Source organism: Nocardia sp. XZ_19_385, assembly GCF_015355755.1.
Taxonomy (GTDB): Bacteria; Actinomycetota; Actinomycetes; order Mycobacteriales; family Mycobacteriaceae; genus Nocardia.
The window spans coordinates 128,263-148,238 of record NZ_JACVEE010000006.1 but is presented as its reverse complement, the minus strand read 5'-3'; the positions used below and the strand labels follow the sequence as shown (position 1 = coordinate 148,238).

The 19,976-nt window shown below is 69.2% G+C and carries 16 protein-coding genes; 3 read left to right on the top strand and 13 right to left on the bottom strand.

Annotated features, from left to right (window positions below; all coding sequences use genetic code 11):
- Positions 1 to 50: 50 nt before the first annotated feature.
- From IBX22_RS34220 to IBX22_RS34185, 8 genes are all read right to left on the bottom strand, one after another.
- Complete coding sequence (locus tag IBX22_RS34220) at positions 51 to 2,144, bottom strand: xanthine dehydrogenase family protein molybdopterin-binding subunit (protein WP_194819959.1); 2,094 nt, start codon at positions 2,142 to 2,144, stop codon at positions 51 to 53.
- On the bottom strand, positions 2,141 to 3,139 hold the full coding sequence (locus IBX22_RS34215; RefSeq protein ID WP_194819958.1) for a xanthine dehydrogenase family protein subunit M: 999 nt from the start codon (positions 3,137 to 3,139) through the stop codon (positions 2,141 to 2,143). Before IBX22_RS34215 ends, IBX22_RS34220 begins: the two co-directional genes overlap by 4 nt.
- Positions 3,136 to 3,657 (bottom strand): 2Fe-2S iron-sulfur cluster-binding protein, encoded by a 522-nt coding sequence (locus IBX22_RS34210; protein ID WP_194819957.1) that lies wholly within the window; start codon positions 3,655 to 3,657, stop codon positions 3,136 to 3,138. The genes IBX22_RS34215 and IBX22_RS34210 overlap by 4 nt, the downstream gene beginning before the upstream one ends.
- A complete protein-coding gene (locus IBX22_RS34205; protein WP_194819956.1) occupies positions 3,608 to 4,246 on the bottom strand; it encodes an NTP transferase domain-containing protein in 639 nt (212 codons plus the stop codon). The genes IBX22_RS34210 and IBX22_RS34205 overlap by 50 nt, the downstream gene beginning before the upstream one ends.
- On the bottom strand, positions 4,239 to 5,333 hold the full coding sequence (locus IBX22_RS34200) for an XdhC family protein (RefSeq protein ID WP_375540312.1): 1,095 nt from the start codon (positions 5,331 to 5,333) through the stop codon (positions 4,239 to 4,241). The genes IBX22_RS34205 and IBX22_RS34200 overlap by 8 nt, the downstream gene beginning before the upstream one ends.
- 121 nt (positions 5,334 to 5,454) lie before the next feature.
- A complete protein-coding gene (locus tag IBX22_RS34195) occupies positions 5,455 to 8,166 on the bottom strand; it encodes an AAA family ATPase (protein WP_194819955.1) in 2,712 nt (903 codons plus the stop codon).
- 80 nt (positions 8,167 to 8,246) lie between these two features.
- Entirely contained in the window at positions 8,247 to 9,029 is a 783-nt protein-coding gene (locus IBX22_RS34190) for an SDR family NAD(P)-dependent oxidoreductase (RefSeq protein ID WP_194819954.1), read from the bottom strand.
- A gap of 31 nt (positions 9,030 to 9,060) precedes the next feature.
- Positions 9,061 to 9,564 (bottom strand): cupin domain-containing protein, encoded by a 504-nt coding sequence (locus tag IBX22_RS34185; protein WP_228540062.1) that lies wholly within the window; start codon positions 9,562 to 9,564, stop codon positions 9,061 to 9,063.
- A gap of 318 nt (positions 9,565 to 9,882) precedes the next feature.
- Between IBX22_RS34185 and IBX22_RS34180 the strand changes: the two genes are divergently transcribed.
- Complete coding sequence (locus IBX22_RS34180; RefSeq protein WP_194819953.1) at positions 9,883 to 11,478, top strand: ABC-F family ATP-binding cassette domain-containing protein; 1,596 nt, start codon at positions 9,883 to 9,885, stop codon at positions 11,476 to 11,478.
- Positions 11,479 to 11,522: 44 nt separating this feature from the next.
- Here IBX22_RS34180 and IBX22_RS34175 read toward each other — a convergent pair whose 3' ends face one another.
- Complete coding sequence (locus IBX22_RS34175; RefSeq protein WP_194819952.1) at positions 11,523 to 12,563, bottom strand: alpha/beta fold hydrolase; 1,041 nt, start codon at positions 12,561 to 12,563, stop codon at positions 11,523 to 11,525.
- Positions 12,564 to 12,705: 142 nt separating this feature from the next.
- Positions 12,706 to 15,411, bottom strand: coding sequence for an AAA family ATPase (locus IBX22_RS34170; protein ID WP_194819951.1), 2,706 nt, complete (start codon positions 15,409 to 15,411; stop codon positions 12,706 to 12,708).
- A 95-nt stretch (positions 15,412 to 15,506) separates the two neighbouring features.
- Here IBX22_RS34170 and IBX22_RS34165 point away from each other — a divergent pair, with 95 nt between their 5' ends.
- Both IBX22_RS34165 and IBX22_RS34160 read left to right on the top strand, forming a co-directional pair.
- Positions 15,507 to 15,935 carry a hypothetical protein gene (locus tag IBX22_RS34165; protein ID WP_194819950.1) on the top strand — a complete coding sequence of 143 codons (429 nt, stop codon included), beginning with the start codon at positions 15,507 to 15,509 and terminating at the stop codon, positions 15,933 to 15,935.
- Positions 15,935 to 16,822, top strand: coding sequence for an alpha/beta fold hydrolase (locus IBX22_RS34160; RefSeq protein ID WP_194819949.1), 888 nt, complete (start codon positions 15,935 to 15,937; stop codon positions 16,820 to 16,822). Before IBX22_RS34165 ends, IBX22_RS34160 begins: the two co-directional genes overlap by 1 nt.
- Before the next feature lie 234 nt (positions 16,823 to 17,056).
- Here the strand turns inward: IBX22_RS34160 and IBX22_RS34155 are convergent, their stop codons facing one another.
- From IBX22_RS34155 to IBX22_RS34145, 3 genes are read right to left on the bottom strand one after another with little or no spacing between them, the layout of a single operon-like run.
- Entirely contained in the window at positions 17,057 to 18,529 is a 1,473-nt protein-coding gene (locus tag IBX22_RS34155; protein ID WP_194819948.1) for an NAD(P)/FAD-dependent oxidoreductase, read from the bottom strand.
- 23 nt (positions 18,530 to 18,552) lie between these two features.
- Positions 18,553 to 18,999 (bottom strand): VOC family protein, encoded by a 447-nt coding sequence (locus IBX22_RS34150; RefSeq protein WP_194819947.1) that lies wholly within the window; start codon positions 18,997 to 18,999, stop codon positions 18,553 to 18,555.
- 35 nt (positions 19,000 to 19,034) lie between these two features.
- Entirely contained in the window at positions 19,035 to 19,883 is an 849-nt protein-coding gene (locus IBX22_RS34145) for an alpha/beta fold hydrolase (protein ID WP_194819946.1), read from the bottom strand.
- Positions 19,884 to 19,976 lie beyond the last annotated feature (93 nt).

Genomic DNA, 19,976 nt, shown 5'->3' with positions numbered 1-19,976 from the left:
CACAATGGAATATAACTTGTCAACAGCAAGATGCCCCTGTGCTCGCGGTGTCAGTGCAGCAGATCGTCGACCATGATCGGCAGATCCCGCACTCGTACACCGGTCGCGCGGTAAATGGCATTCGCCACCGCGGCCGCGGCTCCGACGATGCCGATCTCGCCGGCTCCTCTGGCGCCCATCGGGTTGGCGTGCTCGTCGACCTCGTCGAGCCAGATCGCGTCGACGTCGCGGACGTCGGCGTGCGCGCTGATGTGGTAACTGGCCAGGTCCTGCGTCACGACGTGGCCGAATCGCGGGTCGCGCACGCTCTCCTCGTGCAACGCCATCGACAGACCCATCGTCATTCCGCCGATCAACTGCGACCGCAGCGTGCGGGCGTTGATGGCGCGGCCGATGGAGAACACGCCGAGCATCCGCGGCACGCGAATCTCACCGGTGTCCCGATCGACCGCGACTTCGGCGAACTGGGCGCCGAACGAATGCAAGGCGAACTTCTCGGCGTCCGGGTTCTCCGGCGCCTCCGTGCTCACTTCTGCTCCGTAGGAAGGGTTTTCGCCGTGTTTGTCGCGGAAAGCCTGGGCGGCCGCGACGATCGCCGTGCCCCACGAGCTGATACCGCTGGATCCGCCGGCCACCGTCGCGGCGGGCAGATCGGTGTCGCCGATCTGCACCTCGACAGTATCGGTGTCGCAGCCGAGAGCGTCGGCGGCGATCTGGGTGAGCGCGGTCCAAGTGCCCGTGCCGATATCGGCCGCGCCGATCTGCACCGCGTAACGGCCATCCGGCCGGTACTCGACGCGAGCGGTGTTTCCGGGATTCGAGGAGGCCGGATAGGTGGCGGCCGCGACGCCGGTGCCGAGCAGCCACCGGCCGTGAATTCTGTTTCGTGGCAACGGGTCACGGTCCGCCCAGCCGAATCGCTCGGCACCGGTGCGCAGACAATCGACGAGGCGACGTCCAGACCACGGGTTGCCGGTCTCCGGGTCGACCCGAGGTTCGTTGCGGATGCGGAGCTCGATCGGATCGAGGCCACAGGCTTCGGCCAGTTCGTCCATCGCCACCTCGGTGGCGAACATCCCCGGACACAAGCCGGGTGCGCGCATCCAGAACGGCACCGGAACATCCAGTGCCGCAAGGCGATGCGAGGTGCGCCGGTTCGGCGTGGCGTACATCATCCGGGATGCCACCGCGGTTTGTTCGGCGAATTCCTTGACCGCGGAGGTCTGTTCGATGACTTCGTGCGACAGCGCCGTCAACGCTCCGGCCGGGTCGGCAGCGAGCCGGACCCGCTGAATCGTCGGGGTGCGGTAGCCGACCAGGGCGAACATCTGCTGGCGGGTGAGTGCGAGTTTCACCGGCCGGCCGCCGCAGCGCTGGGCGGCCAGGACGGCGAGCACATTGTGGGCCTTCGGGGCGCCCTTGGCGCCGAATCCGCCGCCGACGTGCGGTGCGATGACGCGCAACTGTTCGGGTTCGAGGCCGAACATCGGTGCCAGCGTCTTGCGGACGACGTGCACGCCCTGCGTCGAATCGTAGAGCGTCACCTGCGGGCGGCCCGCGGACTCGTCCCAGGTGGCGATCGTTGCGTGCGGTTCCATCGGGTTGTTGTGCTCGATGGGGGTGGTGTAGGTCTGATCGACCGTCACGGCGGCGTTGGCGAGGGCGGCGTCGACATCGCCCTCCTCGGTATCGGTGGGCTTCGATTCGAGCATGTCTTCAGGGGCATACAACCGGGGGTGGTCGGCGCGAAGTTCGGCGTCGTGCGGTTCTTCGTGATAGTCGACTCGCACCAGATCCGCTGCCTGCCTGGCGATTTCGAGACTATTGGCGACGACCGCGCCGATGAGCTGACCGCGGAAGTGCACGCGATCGTCTTGCAGAATGCTCAATTCGCCGTCGGAGGCGTCGGCGAGCTTCGGTGCGTCGAACACCGTCAGCACGGCGACCACTCCGTCGAGCTGTTCCGCTGCGGCGGTATCCATTCCGGCGACGCGTCCGTGGGCGATGGTGGCCTGCACCGGGTGCAGATAGGCCGGGTGCTGAACCGGATGCTCGAAGGCATAGTGCGCGGTGCCGGTGACCTTGGCCGGACCGTCCAGCCGGGTGAGCGGCGCGCCGATCGCCCTGGGTTGGATCGTTGTCATCGCGAGGCCTCTTCGGTGAGGGAGCGTAGAACGGAAACGAGCGTGCGCTGGGTCAGGTCGACCTTGAATGCGTTGCCGTCCAACGGCTTTGCCGCGGCGAGTTCGGCCCGCGCCGCCCGCATGAAGGTCTCGGTGGTGGCCGGTGCGCGGCGTAGTACAGCTTCTGCCTCGGTGGCACGCCACGGTTTGTGCGCTACACCGCCGAGAGCGATACGGGCAGAAGTGATCTCGGCGCCGCCGGAGTCGAGAACCAGTTCGGCGGCGACGGAGACGAGCGCGAAGGCGAAAGAGGCGCGGTCCCGCACCTTCCGATAGGTCGACTGCGCGGCGGGTGGCGGGGCGGGCAACTCGACGGCGGTGATGAGCTGGCCGTGGGTCAGCACGGTGTCCTGATCGGGCCGATCCCCGGGCAGCCGATAGAAATCGGCGAGCGGGATCCGCCTCGCACCGTCGACGTTGTGCACGACCACGCGAGCGTCGAGCATGGCCAAGGCGACCGCCATGTCCGACGGGTGTGTGGCCACGCATTCCTCCGACGCACCGAAGATCGCGTGGTAGCGCAGATACCCGCCGATCGCGGAGCAACCGGTGCCGGGATCGCGCTTGTTGCACGGCGTGGTCACGTCCTGGAAGTACGGACACCGAGTGCGTTGTAGCAGATTGCCGCCGGTGGTGGCCAGGTTGCGTAGTTGGCCGGACGCACCCGCGAGCAGCGCTCGCGACAGCGCGGGATATCGCGATCGGACCAGAGGATGCGCGGCGAGGTCGCTGTTGCGCACTCCCGCACCGATCCGCAGACCGCCGTCGGCGATCTCCTCGACGTCGGCCAGCGGGAGGCGGCTGACATCCACCAGCAACTGCGGTGCCGCGATCCCGAGCTTCATGTGATCGACCAGGTTCGTCCCGCCACCGAGGTATGCCGCATCGGGGCGGGCGGTCACCATGGCGACCGCGTCCTGGGCGCTGGTGGGGCGGCGGTACTCGAACGGGATCATGGCGTCGCCGCCTGCCGGATCGCGGCGAGGATATTGGGGTAGGCCGCGCAGCGGCACAGGTTGCCGCTCATCCGTTCCCGGATCTCGTCATCGGTCAGTTCCGGTTCGCCGACGAGGTCCTCGGTGACGTGACTGGGGTGGCCCGCCTCGATCTCCGCGAGCGCCCCGACGGCCGAACACACCTGTCCGGGTGTGCAATAGCCGCATTGGAACCCGTCCTGGTCGAGGAAAGCCTGTTGCATGGGATGCAGCTCGTCGCCGTCGGCCAGTCCGGCCGCGGTGATGATCCGGGCACCGTCCTGGGCGACGGCGAAGGTGAGACAGGTGGTGGCGCGGCGGCCGTCGAGCAGCACGGTGCACGATCCGCACTGTCCGTGATCACAGCCCTTTTTCGGCGATCTGACGCCGAGGTGTTCGCGCAGCGCGTCGAGCAGGGTGGTGCGGTTGTCGACCTGCAAGGATCGCCGCTCACCATCCACTTCGAGCGTGATGTCCGTCCGCGTTTCCGTGGCATCCATCTGCGCCGGATACCCGGACATCGGTGATCGAACCTGGCGTGCGCAAATCCTGCGGAGTGTCCACATCGCACGGACAACCGGTGCCGTCACAGGGCACCTCGCGCACCAGATCAGCGTGTGCGGCCAGAAATGTCCGCGCACCGACATCGCCGATCGCGGTCGCGCGGACCTCGGCGAAGAACTCCGGGCCGATCAGCACGGGATGACCCCGGCGCCCGCCGTAGGTCGCCACCGCAAGCGTCGATCCGGACCGCAGCAGCCGCCGCACCGATTCGGCACCGAGCCAGGGCATGTCGACCGGCACCACGATCGCCGCGTGCTCGCCGATCGCCTCGAGCGCGGTGACCAGCGAAGATCCCATCCCGGTAGGCCACTGCGGGTTGTCCACGACGTCGGCGCCCTCGACCCGCAACGGTGCCGCTCCCGACACCACCACGACCCGGCGGCACCCGCCCTCTCGCAACAGGCGCACCGCGCGATCGACGAGCCGTTCACCGCTCAGTCGGACAAGCGCTTTGGGTTGGCCGAAGCGCCGCCCGGCACCGGCGGCGAGGACCACACCCGTCGCATCGACAGGTAGATCAGCCATGGTGGATCGGTGCCTCGAGCACGCTCAATCGCGCGCCGGTTCCGCCCCAGCGTCCGGCGACGATCTCCGCGGCGATCGACACCGCTGTCTCCTCTGGCGTGCGCGCTCCCAGGTCCAGCCCGACCGGGGCGGCCAGGCGCGCCAACTGCCCATCGGTCACCCCGGCGGCGCGCAATCGGGACAGCCGATCCGCGTGGGTGCGCCGGCTGCCCATCACACCGATGTAGCCGGCCTCGGTGCGCAGCGCGACCTCCAGCGCCGGCACATCGAATTTCGGGTCGTGGGTGAGCACGCAGATCACCGTCGAGGCAGCGACCGGCGTCTCGGCCAGGTACTCGTGCGGCCATCGCACGACCACCTCGTCAGCGTCCGGAAATCCCTCGGCCGTCGCGAACGTCGACCGGGCGTCACACAGGGTGACCCGATAACCGAGGAATTTCCCGATCCGCGTCAACGCCGCGGCGAAGTCGTTCGCGCCGAAGATCAGCATCCGCGGCGGCGTGGCGAAAGACTGCACGAACACGGCCAACTCGTCGTGTCGGCGCTGACCCTCGCAACCCAGGTGCAGCACCCGGGTAGTCCCCTGAGCCAGCAGTCCCCGCACGTCGTCCAACGCCGCGTGATCGAGGCGGGCATCGCCCAGCGAGCCGACGGATCTGTGCGGCGCTACCAGCAGGTGGCGACCGGAGGCGGCATCCGCCATCACTGAGACCAGCGCCACCGGCTCGCCGCTGCGCACCGAATCCAGCAGTGCGGGAAGCACTTCGATCAACGACGAATCCACCGGCTCGATGAATACCTTGATCGTGCCCCCGCACGGCAGCCCGGGGGCCAGGGGATCGGTGCCGGTGCCGTACGAGGAGGTGACCGGAGTTCCGGAGTCGATCACCTGCTGCGCCAGCACGAACACGTCACCCTCGACGCAGCCGCCCGAAACGCTGCCGACCACCGTCCCGGACCGCGAAACAGCCATGGCGGCGCCGAGCCCGCGCGGCGCCGAACCCGACCTGCCTACGACCCGCACCAGGGCGGCCGGTTCGCCGCCTCGATGCCAGCGGCTGATCGCATGCAAGACCGTCTCGTCCAGATTTGCCATCCGTGCTTGCCCTTCATCGAAGACCCGGTTGACCTCATGGGCGCGGTTGACCGCAGGCAATCCCACGGCGAGTAGTCGATACCCGAGCGCATCGACACAAAACGCACGCAGGTCAAATGGCCGGGTCGTCTTCCGCCGGTAGCAGAGCCGCGAGATCGGCCCTCGCGCTCACACCGAGCTTGGGGAAGATCCGGTGCAGATGGGTGCTCACGGTTCGGTGGGACAGGTACAGGCGCTGGCCGATTTCGCGGTTGGTGAGGCCCTGGGCCGCCATCCGGGCGATGCTGAGTTCGTGGGGCGTGAGGCGGTCGCGGGCGTCCGGGTTGCGGTTGGGACTGGATTCACCGGCGCTGCGGAGTTCCAGGCGGGCCCGCGCGCTCCAGGCCGCGAAGCCGAGGGCGTCGAAGGTTTCTCTGGCGGTGCGCAGGTGGGTACGGGATTCGATGACGCGGCGTTGCCGGCGCAGCCATTCGCCGTAGGCGAGGTGCAGCCGCCCGCGTTCGGCGGGCCATGCGATCAGGTCGGCCGCGAGGGCGGTGGTGAAATGTGTTTCGGCGGCGTCGGTTTCGAGTAGGGCGCGGGCATATCGCAAGCCGATGTGGACGATCGGCGAGGGGGTGGCGGTCACCACGGATTCCATGTCCTGCAGCAGATCTCGCAATGCGTCGAGTTGCCCGGCACGGTTGGCGGCGTCGGCGAGTTCGGCGATGACGTAGGCGCGCAGCGACAGTGAGTACGAGGGATCGCGGGGGTCGTAGATGCGGCGCAGGTCGGCGAAGGCATCGTCGTATCGACCCGCGCCCAGGGCGGCGAGTCCGCGGGCGAGCTGGACCATCCCCAGGATGGGGCGCGCACCGGAGGCGAGTCCGATTCGTTCGGCATGGTCGGTGAGGGCGGCGGCACGCGGGAAATCCCCTTGGAGCGCGGCGATTTCGCCGTGGATGGCGGTGGCCAAGCCGTGGATGAAGGGCTGCCGGGTTTCGCAGGCGAGCGCGGCGGCTTCGTCCGCGGCGGTCGCCGCGGACGCGAGATCGCCGAGCCGGGTCAGACTGCAGGCTTGCACGGTCAGGGCACGGGGCAGCAGGCCCAGCTGTCCGGTGGCGCGCAGCCCCGGCGCGGCCGCGGCCGAGAAATGGGCGGCGAGATCGTAGGCGCCCACCTGATGCGCCGCGCTGCCCAGCAGTCGGTCGAGCTGTGGGTTGTGCCCGGTGTTGGGGGCCAGGGCGCGCAGCCGGTCGAGGGTGCGCTCGCCGCGTTCGAACGGAGCGACCCACGAGGTGACCGCGATCAGCCGCGGGTCGTCGTCGGGGATGGGAAGGGCATCGGCGATCGCGAGCAGTGCCGCCCGGGTGTCCGGCCCGGGTTCGGACCAGAAGCAGCGCATGGCCGCGCCCCACAGGATCCGCATCGCCGCGTCGGGGTGACCGTCGGCGGCGACTTCGGCCGACAGCGTCGCCAATTCGGCTATGCGCGAAGGGGCTTCGCGGACACCATCGTCGAACCCGCTGAGCAGCCAGGCGGCGGTGGCCTCGTGCCGGGGTGTGGTGGGCAGGGCGCGGGCGGCGAGGACGAGTCGTTCGGCGGTATCGCGGCGGCCGGAATCGACGGCGAGTTCGGCCGCGCACAGCAGCCGGTCCGCGCGCCGGACCGGGTTGTCGCTGAGGTCGGCGGCCCGTTCCAGCGCCGCGATGGCGCTGCTGCGGTGACGGGCGCGCCCCGCGACGTCCTCCAGGTCGCGGGCCACCTGTTCGTCGGGGCCGGCGGTGGCCGCCGCCCGCTGCCAAATGTGCCGGTCCGGGTGCTCGGTGAGGATGTCCGCGAGGGCGTGGTGGGCGCGGGCGCGTTCGCCGGGCGTCGCCGTCGCGATGAGGGCGGATCGCATCAGGGGGTGACGGAAGGTCACGGTGCCGGGTCCGAGGTTGAGCAGCCGCGCGTCGACCGCGGGTGTCAAGATCCCGAGTTCGGCTGGCGAATCGATGAGAATGCTTGTGGCGGAGAGTGTTTCGGCGATCGAATCACTGTCGTTGAGCGCGGCTACGAGCAGCGCGGTCCGGGTGCGGGCGGGCAGCGCGGTACTGCGCGCGGTGAAGGCGCGTTCGAGCCGTTCGGTCAGCGGCAGTGCCGCTGGGTCATCGAGATCACCTGTCGCGGTAGGTAATTCGGTCAGTGCTAGCGGATTACCGTGGGCCGCGGCGAGCAGTCGATGCCGCAGTTGCGGGGACAGTTCGGGAGCGGCGTGGTCGAGCAGCGCGGCCGCGTCCTCGTCGGAGAGTGGCTCGAGCGCCATGAGACGCAGCTCCGCATCGGCCAGCGGTGTGTCTATGCCGTCGCGCACGGTGGCGATCAGCGCGATCGGCTCCGTGTCGACGCGGCGGGCGACGAAGGCCAACACCTCCGCGGTGGCCGAGTCCAGCCAGTGCCCGTCCTCCGCGACGATCAGCAGCGGTTGCTCGCCTGCCGCGTCGGCGAGCAGCGTCAGCGTCGCGAGGCCGACCAGGTATCCGGTGGGTTCGCCGCCGCTGTCGGACAATCCCAAAGCGGTTGCGAGCGCGTCGTATTGCCGAGCCGGCAAGCCCGCCATCGCCTTCCGCAACGGATACAGCAACCGGTGCAGTCCGGCGTAGGCGTAGTTCTGCTCGGCTTCGACCCCCGCGGTCCGCAGCACCCGCAGCCCCGCGACGGCCGCTGCGGCGACCGTCGCGTCGACCAGTGCCGACTTCCCGATCCCGGCCGCACCTTGGATCAGGATGCCGCCGCGCTCCTCGGGGCCGTCGACCAGGACACCCAGATTCTTCAGCTCGGTTTCTCGTCCGAACAGCGGCACGGCGCACGCCCCTTTCCGGCCCAAACCGTTTGCGGGCCTGGCTGTGACCCTACCGAAGCGGGGGAGACCCGGTTTGCTGGTCAGGCGCTCCGGCGGTCGGCGATGACCGCTACGCCGGTCCGGCCGCCGTCGACATCGAGCACGGTCCCGTGGGTGAAGGCCGCGTCCTCGGAGGCGAGGTAGACGGCGGCGGCCGCGATGGCGTCGGGATGACCGGTTTGCCCGGCCGGTGTGCCGTGCATCATCGCCGCACCGGGGTATTCGACCGCGGGATCCCAATCGGGCGTCAGGATGACGCCGGGCGAGATGGCGTTGACCCGGACGCCGCGCGGCCCGAACTCCGAAGCCCATGCGCGCGTAAGGGTTTCCACCGCGCCCTTGGTCGAACTGTAGAGTGCGCCGACCGGGACGCCGAGCCGCGCGACCCAGGATCCGAGGTTGATGATCACGCCGCTCCCGGCCTCGAGCATCCCGGGCACGACAGCCTGGGTGAGGAAGAACGGCGCTTTGACATTCACGGCGTAGACGCGGTCGAAGGTCTCGTCGTCGATGGTGAGGGTGGTGCCCGGCGGGAAGATGCCGGCGTTGTTGACGAGGACGTCGATGCGTCCACCCAGCCGTTCGGTGGCGGCGGCGGCCAGTGCGCTGCTCGCGGTGGCAGTGCCGTCGAGATCGGCGTAGATGTAGTCGGCCTGGCCGCCCGCGTCGCGGATCTGGGTGACGACCGCCTCGCCCCGGTCCCGGTCGCGTCCGGAGACGATGACGTGCGCCCCTTCTGCCGCGAAGGCGAAGGCGATGGCGCGGCCGATATTGCTGGTGGAGCCGGTGATCAGGGTCTTCTTGCCGTGCAGTCGTAAAGACATGAGGTCCTTCTTCGTTGGACTGGGTGAGGGTCTAGGCCGGTGCGGGCAGATCGGCGGGCCGCATGCCCGGCGGGCCGAGGATGACATCGCCGTGCTCAGCGGTGAGCCGGTCGAAGAGCTCGAGATCCCACTCGGTGTCCGGCGTCGCGTCGGCCTCGGGGGTGCCGGCCCGCCGGATGAGATCGACGAAATGCGCCGGTGAACTCATGGTGAGGACCCGGGCGCCCTCGGTTCCGGCCGCGAGGGCGTGGGGGGTGTTCATGGTGATGGTGTAGAAGTCGCCGGATTGCAGGGTGTAGGAGTCTTCGCCGGCCCACATCGTGACCGCGCCGTCGAGCACCCAGATCCGCTCCTCGTAGCGGGTGTGCTTGTGCAATGGGGTGTCCGAGCCCGGGGGCAGGGTGATATCGGCGAGATCGTGGCGGCCGTCGGTCTCTTCGGGGGTGGTGAGGATGGTCATCCGCAGATGTTTGCCCAGCACGAACCGGCGATCCGGCGCGGCGGCAGGCGGTCGAGGGTGTGTCTGTTTTGCCATGAATGAAGTCTGAATCCGGGCGGGTGCCGGTGGCATCGGTCAACTGACGCTGGACTCGACGTAATGCGAGCGCCGATAGCCCGGTGGTAACGTGGCCGAGTGCTCTTGGAAGAGGTCGACAGACTCTAGCCGCCCACTCGAAGGCGGCGCTCCCGATTACACATTCCCCTCAGCTCTGGAATGTGTCTTCCGCGTGCTCAATTGAGCCTTCGACGGCATCCGCAAATTTCCCGATACCTTCGCGCGCCCAGGTCACTGCGGCCTCGGGTGCCGTATTTGCGGCCGCTCGTTTCCCGAGCAGGAAGAGTCGAATCACCCATGTCCACCTCCACGCCCTCGGCGATCACACTGCACAATCTGTCCTTCGAATGGCCCGACGGAACCGTCGCGTTCTCCCGGCTGAACGGCGCGTTCAGCACCGGGCGCACCGGCCTGGTCGGCCGCAACGGCGCCGGCAAATCAACGCTCCTGCGTCTCGTCGCCGGACTCGTCACGGCCACCTCCGGGCGCATCGAGACCACCGGCGAGGTGGGGTATCTGCCACAGACGCTCACCCTCGGCCGCGACGAGACCATCGCCCAATTGCTCGGTATCGCAGGCAAACTCGCCGCCCTGCGCGCCATCGAGGCCGGTGAAGTCGGCGACCAGCACTTCGAGACGATCGGCGACGACTGGGACATCGAGGCCCGCGCCGACGAGTCCCTGCACGAGATCGGTTTCAGCGCAGCCGATCTCGACCGTAGGGTCGGCGAGATATCCGGCGGGCAAGCTGTTCTCGTCGCCATCACCGGGCTGCGCATCCGGCGCACCCCGATCACCCTGCTCGACGAGCCGACCAACAATCTCGACCGCGAAACCCGCGCTGAACTCACCAGATTCGTGGACTCGTGGCCCGGCACCCTGGTGGTGGTGAGCCACGACCTCGAGCTGCTCGAGCATATGGATGCCACCGCGGAACTGCACGGGACCAGCCTGGAGGTCTTCGGCGGGCCCTACAGCGCTTGGAAACAGCATCTCGAGCAGGAACAGGCCGCGGCCGCGCAGGCGGCGCGCACCGCCGGGCAGGCGTTGAAAGTCGAGAAACGGCAACGGATCGAGGCCGAGACCAAGCTCGCCCGGCGGGAGCGGACGGGAAAGGCGACACAGCAGAACGGCGGAATTCCCCGGATCCTGGCGGGTAATCGTGCCAGTAAGGCGCAAGCCTCGGCGGGATCGATGCGCACCACGCTCGACGCGAAAGTCCGTGCGGCCCAAAATGTCCTGGACGCGGCAGCGGATCGGGTGCGCCGGGAGGAGCGCATTCGTCTGGATCTGCCCGATCCCGACGTGCAGCGCGGGCGACGCATCGCGGAACTGCGCGACGGCGACCGCAGCGTCATCATTCAGGGGCCGGAACGGGTCGCCCTCGTCGGCCGCAACGGCACCGGGAAGACGACCTTGATCGAGAACCTGCTGCACGGTCGCGATCCCGGACGCGGCACCCTGCATACCGATCGGGTGGGCTATCTCCCGCAACGGCTGGACGGCTTGGACGAGCAGGCCAGCGCGCTGGAGAACGTGCACGCGGCGGCCACGGCGACCCCGCCCGCCGCGATCCGCAACCACCTGGCGCGGATGCTGCTGCGCGGCGCCGGGGCCGAGCGGCCGGTCTCGACGTTGTCGGGCGGTGAACGCTTCCGAGTCTCCCTGGCGCGCTTACTGTTCGCCGACCCGCCCGCCCAGTTGCTGATCCTCGACGAGCCGACCAACAACCTCGATATCGCCAGCGTCGACCAACTCGTCGATGCTCTGGTCGCCTATCGCGGCGCGGTGCTGGTGGTCAGTCACGACTACCCGTTCCTGCGGCGGATCGGTATCGACACCGTCATCGAACTCGATCCCACCGGCGGCATGCACCAGCGCGGCGCGCTGTAGCGGCAACCGAGACGAGCGCGAGGCCGAGACCTCGCGCCCGGAACTCAGAAGCGGTCGACGTCGATGATCGCCTGGGCGAACGGGTGCGGGGCCTCCTGCGGGACATTGTGTCCGATGCCGTCCAGGACACGGTGCTCGTACTTGCCGGTGAACTTGGCACGGTAGGGCTTGCCGTCCTTGGCCGCACCGTCGAAATCGCTGCTGATGGTGATGGCGGGCACGGTGATGGCGGGGGCGGTGGCGAGTTGCTGCTCGTAGACGTCGTATTGCGGCTCACCCGGCGCCAGGCTCAACCGCCAGCGGTAGTTGTGCACGACGATGTCGACGTGATCGGGGTTGTCCCAGGTGGTGGCGCTGCGGTTATAGGTGGCGTCGTCGAAATTCCACTGGGGGGACGCGAGTCGCCAGATCAGCTTGTTGAACTCGTGCCGATTCTTGCTGTAACCGAGACGGCCGCGCTCGGTCGCGAAGTAGTACTGATACCACCAGCCGAGTTCGGCTTCCGGAGTCAGCGGCTGCTGTTGCATTGCCTGCTGCGTGATGAGGTATCCGCTCACCGCGACGATCGCCTTGCAGCGTTGCGGCCACAGCGCGGCAATGATGTCGACAGTCCTTGCGCCCCAGTCGAATCCGCCGAGGACAGCCTGGTCGATGTGCAGCGCGTCCATGAAGTCGACGATGTCGCGCGCGATGGCCGACTGCTGGCCGTTGCGCACGGTCTGCTCGGATCGGAAGGTGGTCGGGCCGTAGCCGCGCAGGAACGGGACCAGGACCCGGTATCCGGCGGCGGCCAGCAGCGGTCCGACATCGGCGAAGGCGTAGGGGTCGTACGGCCAGCCGTGCACCAGAACCACGGGTCGCCCGGTGCTGGGGCCGAATTCGGCGTATCCGACGTTCAAGACACCGGCGTCGATCTGCTTGATGGGGCCGAGCGTCGTGTTGACGCCCGATCCCGCCCGCAGTTGCGCACCCGGTATGGCGGGCGCAGCGGGGGAGTCGGTGGTGCAGGCGCTCAGCGATGCCGCGGTCAGGCCCGCCGCGCCCGCCGCCAGGGCTCCACCGAAAAGTCGTCTGCTGAGATCCATCTGCGCTCCTGCTGTCGTCCTCGGGCCGGTGCGGTGTGGCCGAAGGATCGCGACCAGTACCGCCTGCACCGCTGACGCTAGGGAGCTGGCGGGAGTCGCCGCGAGCGTCAGATGACGTAATGAGTGTCGGTTCGGCGGTCTCTCACGCCGTCAGCAAAGCGGCCAGGTCGCCACGCGAACTGATCCCGAGCTTCGGGAAGATGCGGTGCAGATGGGTGCTGACCGTCCGATGCGACAGGTACAACCGTTGCCCGATCTCCCGGTTGGTCAAACCCTGTGCGGCCAGCTGCGCGATGCTCAGCTCGTGCGGGGTGAGCCGTTCCCGGGCGTCCGGGTCGCGGTTCGGGCTCGATTCGCCCGCGCTGCGCAATTCCACCCGGGCCCGCTCACTCCACGCGGCGAAGCCGAGAGCATCGAAAATCTCTCGGGCCGTGCGCAAATGGGTGCGGGACTCGACGACCCGGCGCTGCCGCCGCAGCCACTCGCCGTAGGCCAGATGCAGGCGGCCACGTTCGGCGGGCCAGCCGCTCAGATCCGCCGCCAGCGCGGCGGTGAACAGCTCATCGGCGGAATCACCGCCGAGAACTGCTCGGGCGTAACGCATTCCGATGTGCAGCGCAGGCGACGGCGTGGACGCCGCCGCCGGTTCCAGTCCGCGCAGCAGTTCGGCCAGGGCGTCGTGCTGTCCGGCCCGGACCGCGGCCTCGGCGAGTTCGGTGAGGAAATACGCGCGCAGCCCGGGCGAATGCGACGGGTCGCGCGGATCGTGGATGCGCGCCAGATCGGCGAAGGCGTCGTCGAATCGGCCCTCGCCGAGCGCGATGAGCCCGCGGGTGAGCTGCGCGGTGGCCAGGACCGGGCGTGCGCCGGCGGCCAGTCCGGTTCGTTCGGCGTCCGCGGTGAGTGCGGTGGCCTGCGGGTAATCCCCACGCAGAGCGGCGATTTCGGCCTGCACCGCCGTAACGGAGGCATGCATGAACGGCTGCCCGGTCTCCAGGGCGAAGGCCGCCGCCTCGGCCGCGATCGGCGCGGCGGTGGCGAGGTCACCGACCCGGGCCAGGCTCCAGGCCTGGATCGCGAGCGCCCGGGTCAGCAGCCCGAGCCGTCCGGCGGCCCGGAATCCGGGTGCGGCGGCCGCGGCGAAGTTCGCCGCGAGATCGAAAGCGCCGACCTGGTAGGCCGCGCTGCTGAGAAAGTGGTCGACCTCGGTATCGCGGCCCGTGGTCGCGGCCAGCGCCCGCAGGTGGCCGAGGACCTGTTCGCCGCGCTCGAACGGTGCCACGATCGAGTCGATCGCGAGCTTGCGCGGATCCCCGTCGGGAATGCCGAAGGTGTCGGCGACCGCGAGCACCGCGCGCCGGGTATCGGGCCCGGGTTCGGACCAGAAGCACCGCGCCGCCGCGGCCCACAGGATCCGCAGCGCCGGATCCGGATACCCGCTGGCGGCGACGGCGGCCGCGAGGGCGGCCAGTTCGCCGATGCGCGAAGAACTTTCGCGCATTCCGTCCTCGAACTCGCTGAGCAGCCAGTTCGCTGTGGCCTGCTGCTCGGTCGTGAGGGGGAGCGTGCGCGCGGCGTCTACCAGCCGGTCGGCCGTCTCGCGGCGACCGGCCTCGACGGCCAGTTCGGCCGCGCGCAGCAAGCGGCTCGCGCGCCGGCCGGGGGTGCCGCTGAGTGCCGCGGCCTGCTCCAGCGCCGCGACCGCGCCGCCGCTGTGGCGTGCCCGTTCGGCGATGCCGTCGAGTTCGGCGGCTACCTCCTCGGCGGGACCGAGGGTGCCCGCCGCGCGATGCCACACCTGCCGATCCGGTGTCGCGCCGAGAATCTCGGCGAGCGCGAGGTGGGCGCTCCGCTGCTGGTCGGCAGTGGCGCTCGCGACCAGTGCGGAGCGCATCAGGGGGTGCCGGAATGTCACTGTGCTGGAATGGATTTCGACCAGACCCGCGGTCACCGCTGGTGCGAAGATCTCCGGCGCGACCGTCTCTCCGAGGAGAACGCCGGCAGCCGCGAGTGTTTCAGCGCTCGAGTCGCTGTCGTTGAGCGCGGCGACGAGCACCGCGGAACGGCAGTCCTCGGGCAGTGCGGAGGCCCGCGCCGAGAACGCGCGCGTCAGGCGTTCGGTCAACGGCAGCGCCTGGGTGGGTTCGGTGCGGTCCGCCGCCGTCGGCAGTTCGACCAGCGCGAGCGGATTGCCCTGGGCCTCGGCGAGCACCCGGTGGCGGACCGACGGCGGCAGGTCCGGTGCGGCGCTGTCGATCAGTGCCGTCGCATCCTCGTCGGACAACCCGTCGAGCCGCATCTCGGTCAGTCCGGCGTCACACAGCGGGGAGCTGCCGCCTTCGCGCAGTGTGGCGAGCAGCGCGATGGGTTCACCGTCGATGCGGCGCGCCACGAACGCGAGCACGTCGGTGCTGGCGGCATCGAGCCAGTGCACATCCTCGGCGACGATCAGCAGTGGCCGCTCGGTCCCGTCGGCAGTGGCGGTATCGGCCAGCAACGTCAGTGCGGCGAGCCCGACCAGGTAGGGGCTCGGTTCACCGGTGTCCGCAGAGATGCCCAAAGCGGTTGCCAGCGCCTCGAATTGGCGGGACGGGAGGGCGTCGAATCCGCGGCGGAGCGGATAGAGCAGCCGATGCAGTCCGGCGTAGGGGAGATTCTGCTCGGCTTCGGCGCCGGCCGTGCGCAGCACCCGCACGCCCGCGACGGCCGCGGCCTCGACCGCCGCTTCGACCAACGTCGACTTCCCGATCCCCGGCGCTCCTTCGATCAGGATTCCACCGTGCTCACCGGGTCCGTCGACCAGTGCGCGCAGATCTTTCAGCTCGGTGTCTCGTCCGAACATCGGCATTGCCGCGCTACCTCTTCCCTGTCGCACCGAAATACGTCACTCCCAGCGTCATCTGACCGATTCGCCGCCATACCCGCCACAGCGATCGTATTTCCATGGCTACTGTTCGTTTCCACCTCCTATCCACTCTGTCACCCGCCGAGGTCGTGCAGGTGCTCACCGACTTCGGGCCCGCCCGTCCCGAGGTGTGGCCGACCATCGACGCCGAGCACTTCGTCGTGCACGACCGGGGCGCGACCTGGGCCGAGGTCACCGAGGGCACCGCCGCGGCCTGGGAGCGCGCCCGCTACGACTGGGACCCGGCCGGGCACACCGTGACCATCACCACGCTGGACTCCAAGCTCTTCGGCGCGGGCGGCGGCTGGGTGTTCCGGGCCACGCCCGACGTGTTCGGCACCCGCGTCGACGTGGAACTGACCCGGACTCCGCGCGCGTTCAAGGGCAAGGTGCTGGCGGCGCTGCTGCCGCTGGTCGGGCCGTCCGCGTTGCGCAAGTCCTTCGCCGCGCCGCTGCGGGCCGCGTGATGACCACGATGACCCCCGGCGTGCACGCTTTCGACTCCGACGGCGTCACCCAGCGGTATCACGTGTACGGCAGCGGACCGGTCTGCCTGGTACACCCCGGCGGGCCGGGCATCCACTGGGAGTACCTGCGGATGCCCGAGCTGGAAAAGCATCTGACCATGGTGTACGTCGAGGCGCTCGGCACCGGGGCATCCGGCCGCCTGCCGTCGCATCCGCACGGTTACACCCGCGAGCGCTACAGCCTTGCGCTGCAACGAATCATCGACCACCTCGGCGGGCCAGCGGTGTATCTGCTGGGTCATTCGCACGGGGCTTTCGTCGCCGCGTACCACACGATCCACCGCCCGGCCGGACTCGCGAGCATCATTCTGTACGAGGGTGCGCCGGTGACCGGACCCGAGCACGGGGCGGAGGCCGCGCGGCGGCTGCAGGAGTTCGCCGCCGCGCACGCCGATCGGCCCGAGCTGGCCGAGGTGCTCGCGGCTTTCGGTGCCATGCAAGACATTTCGAGCGATGAGCAGACCCTGGCCGTCGCCCGCGGCGTCTTGCCCTCGTACTTCGCCGACTACTGGGGCGACGAACAGCGCTGGGCACCGGTGCGAGAGGCGTTGCGCGCCAGCTACATCTCCGGATCGGATGCCGACGGTGCCCCCGATCTCATCGATGATCGCGCCGACCTGCCGAAGGTCGGTGTGCCCGCACTGGTGCTAGTGGGCCGCCACGATGTCATCTGCGGACCGCGCTGGGCTCAGGAACTGCACGACCTCATTCCCGATTCGCGGCTGGTGGTTCTGGAGCACAGCGGCCACCTAGGGCATCTGGAGGAACCCGAGCGTTTCGCCGCCGCGATCCGCGACTTCACCCGCACACCTGAAAGGCAACTGTGATGAACCTGCGAAAGACCGAAAGAGCGTCTCTCCCGATCAATTCCGAAAGGCCGCCTATCGCAGAGCTTTTCGTGTGCGGCCCGCTAGCGATGTTGATCTGGTCGGAGACCGCTTTGCGGCAGGGTCGTGGACCCGCTGCGCGCGCGTTCACCGGCTAGCGCCGAACCTGCCAACTCCACAACGAACGAATCCGCCGGCCACGAAAGCTCGTGGCCGGTGGATTCGTTTGTGCGCCTACGACTTCGGCTCGGTCCGAGGCTGCCGCTGATCGCGGTAGGTCTCGAGCAGCCGCAGCCACACCTCGCTGATTGTCGGGAACGAGGGCACCGCATGCCAGAGCCGGTCCAAGGGAATCTCGCCGGTGACCGCGATGGTGGCCGAATGCAGCAGTTCGGCGACGCCCGCTCCGGCGAAGGTGGCCCCGACGATGACCTGACGCTCGGGATCGATGAGGACGCGTGCCTGGCCGCGATAGTCCGGATCGTGCTGCTGTGCTCCGGCGACCCCGCCGATCTCGTAGTCGACGACATCGACCGTCCGGCCCGCCCGGGCCGCGTCCTCGGTGGTGAGGCCGACCGCAGCGATCTCCGGATCGGTGAACACCACCTGCGGCACGGCCCGCAGATCGGCGGTGCCGGTGTGCCGACCCCACGGTGCCGTGTCGAGGTCGCGGCCCGCCGCCCGGTCGGCGATCACCGCACCCGCGATCCGCGCCTGGTACTTGCCCTGATGGGTGAGCAACGCCCGGTGATTGACATCGCCGACGGCATAGAGCCATTCGCCCTCGACCGCGGTGACCGTGAAGCTGTCATCGGTGGCGAGCCAGTCGCCGGAGGTCAAACCGACTGTCTCCATACCGATGTCGTCGGTGCGGGGTGCGCGCCCGGTCGCGAGCAGCAGTTCGTCGGCAACGATGCGGCTGCCGTCTTTCAGTGTCAAGTGGACGCTATCGTCGGGTCCGCCCGCCCGTTCCGCGGCGGTGATGCCCGAGTCGAGCCGCAGGTCGACACCCGCCGCCCGGAGCCGGTCGGCGACCAGCTCCGCGGCGAAGGGTTCGACCCGGGCGAGCAGCCGCGAATCCCGGGCGATGAGGGTGACCTCGGAGCCGAGCGCCCGCCAGGCCGTGGCCATTTCGACCGCGACCACCCCGGCGCCCAGGATGGCGAGCCGGCCCGGCACTTCCTGGGCGCTGGTGGCCTCGCGACTGGTCCACGGCCGCAGCATGTCCAGCCCCGGCAGCGGCGGCAACGCCGCCCGGGTGCCTGTGCACACCGCGACCGCGTGCCGGGCCTGCAATCGCACGGTGCCGCCGTCGGGTGTCCGGACCGTCACCTGCTTGACCCCGTCGAGTTGCCCGTGGCCGCGAATGAGGTCGATCCCGGCGGAGGCGAGCCAGTCGACCTGCCCCTTGTCGTTCCAGTCGGCGGCCATGTGATCGCGGTGTTTGAGGACCGCGCGGACATCGAGCGGTCCGGTGACCGCGGTCGCGACACCGGGAAGCCGTGCGGCCTCGGCGTACAGCAGGGCGGGTCGAAGCAGCGCTTTACTGGGTTCGCAAGCCCAGTACGAACATTCACCGCCGACCAGTTCGGATTCGACGATCACGGTGCTGAGCCCGGCGGCGCTGGTGCGGTCGGCGACATTCTCGCCGACCGGCCCGGCCCCGACGACGATAACGTCGTATGTCTGGTTATTCACGTCTGACATGATGTGCTTTCGGGGCCGCGTGGTCAGCGGCCGGGTGCGCGCTGGGTGACTTCTTGCAGGAACCAGCCGTTGCCGTCCGGGTCGTGGAAGGCGGCGAACGAGCCGTAACTGCGGCGCTCCGGGTGTGCGCCCGGCACCCGGCCGGTGCTTCCGGCGTGGTGGAAGACGCCGGTCGCGTCCCGGAACGGTCCGTCGACGGTGACGCCGCGGCCGGTGAGTTCGGTGACGGCTTTCTCGATATCGGTGACGATGAGGTGCAGGCCGTGCAGCGCCCCGGGTGTGGTGGCCGTGACGCCGTTCCCGAAGATGATGGAGCATTCGGAGCCGGGCGGGGTCACCTGGACGACGCGATAGCCGTCGTCCACGGTGAAGTCGGCGTCGAGCCGGAATCCGAGTTGCTCGGCGTAGAACGCCTTGGCGCGGTCGACGTCCGAGACGGGCAGCACGATGACTTCGAGTTTCAGGTCCATGATCGAGTTCTCCTGTGGTGGTTGGGTTTTCGGGATCAGTGCGCGGCCGCTGCGGCCTTTTGAATCACGTCGGCGACCACATCGGGATGCGAGACGGCGACCGAGTGCGAGGCGTCGACCTCGGTGACCTGCGCCTTGGCGCGGGCGGCCATGAAACGCTGCGCCGCCACCGGAATGTTGAGGTCCTTGGTGGTCACGATGTCCCAGCTGGGTTTCTCGGTCCAGGCCGCGACCGTGGCTTTTTCCTCGAGCGCGGCCTGCGCGATCGGCCGCTGCGTGGCGGCCATGAGCGCGGCGTCCGCCGCGGAGACATCGGCGGCGAACTGGGCGTGGAACTTGTCCTGCTGGATGTAGAGATCGGTCCCGGCGCTGCCGTCGATGTTGGTGAACGGCACCGGATTCAACGTGCCCGGCAGTGTGGTGCCGGGGAACTTGCCGGTCAGCTCGAGTGCGGTCTCGCCGGGTGCGGGGAGGAAGGCCGCCACATAGACAAGCGCTTTGACCTTGTCGTTCCCGGCTGCGGCCGCGCTGATGACAGACCCGCCGTAGGAGTGCCCGACCAGGACGACCGGTCCGTCGACCCGGCTGATGACGGTGCGCAGCGCCGCGGCGTCGCCGGCCGGTCCGCGCAGCGGGTTGGCCGCCGCCACCACGGGATACCGGTTCTCGAGCAGCTTCTCGATCACGCCGTTCCAGCTGGACGCGTCGGCGAAAGCGCCGTGCTCCAGGATGATGGTCGGCCGCGGTGCGTCGGCGGTGGGATCGGCCTGGGTGGTGCTCGCGGTGCAGGCGACGACGAGGCCGGCGCCCGCGATCCCGGCCGCGAGCATCGTGGCGACCTGGGTGGCGCGTCGCCGGATGCCGCCATATGCGTTGTCTAACATGGGGGTTCGCCCTTCGAGCAGTGGATGCAAAGTGTGCGATTCCACTGTCTGCCGCCAGGCGGGGATGGCACATCCGTCAACTGACGCTGGCAT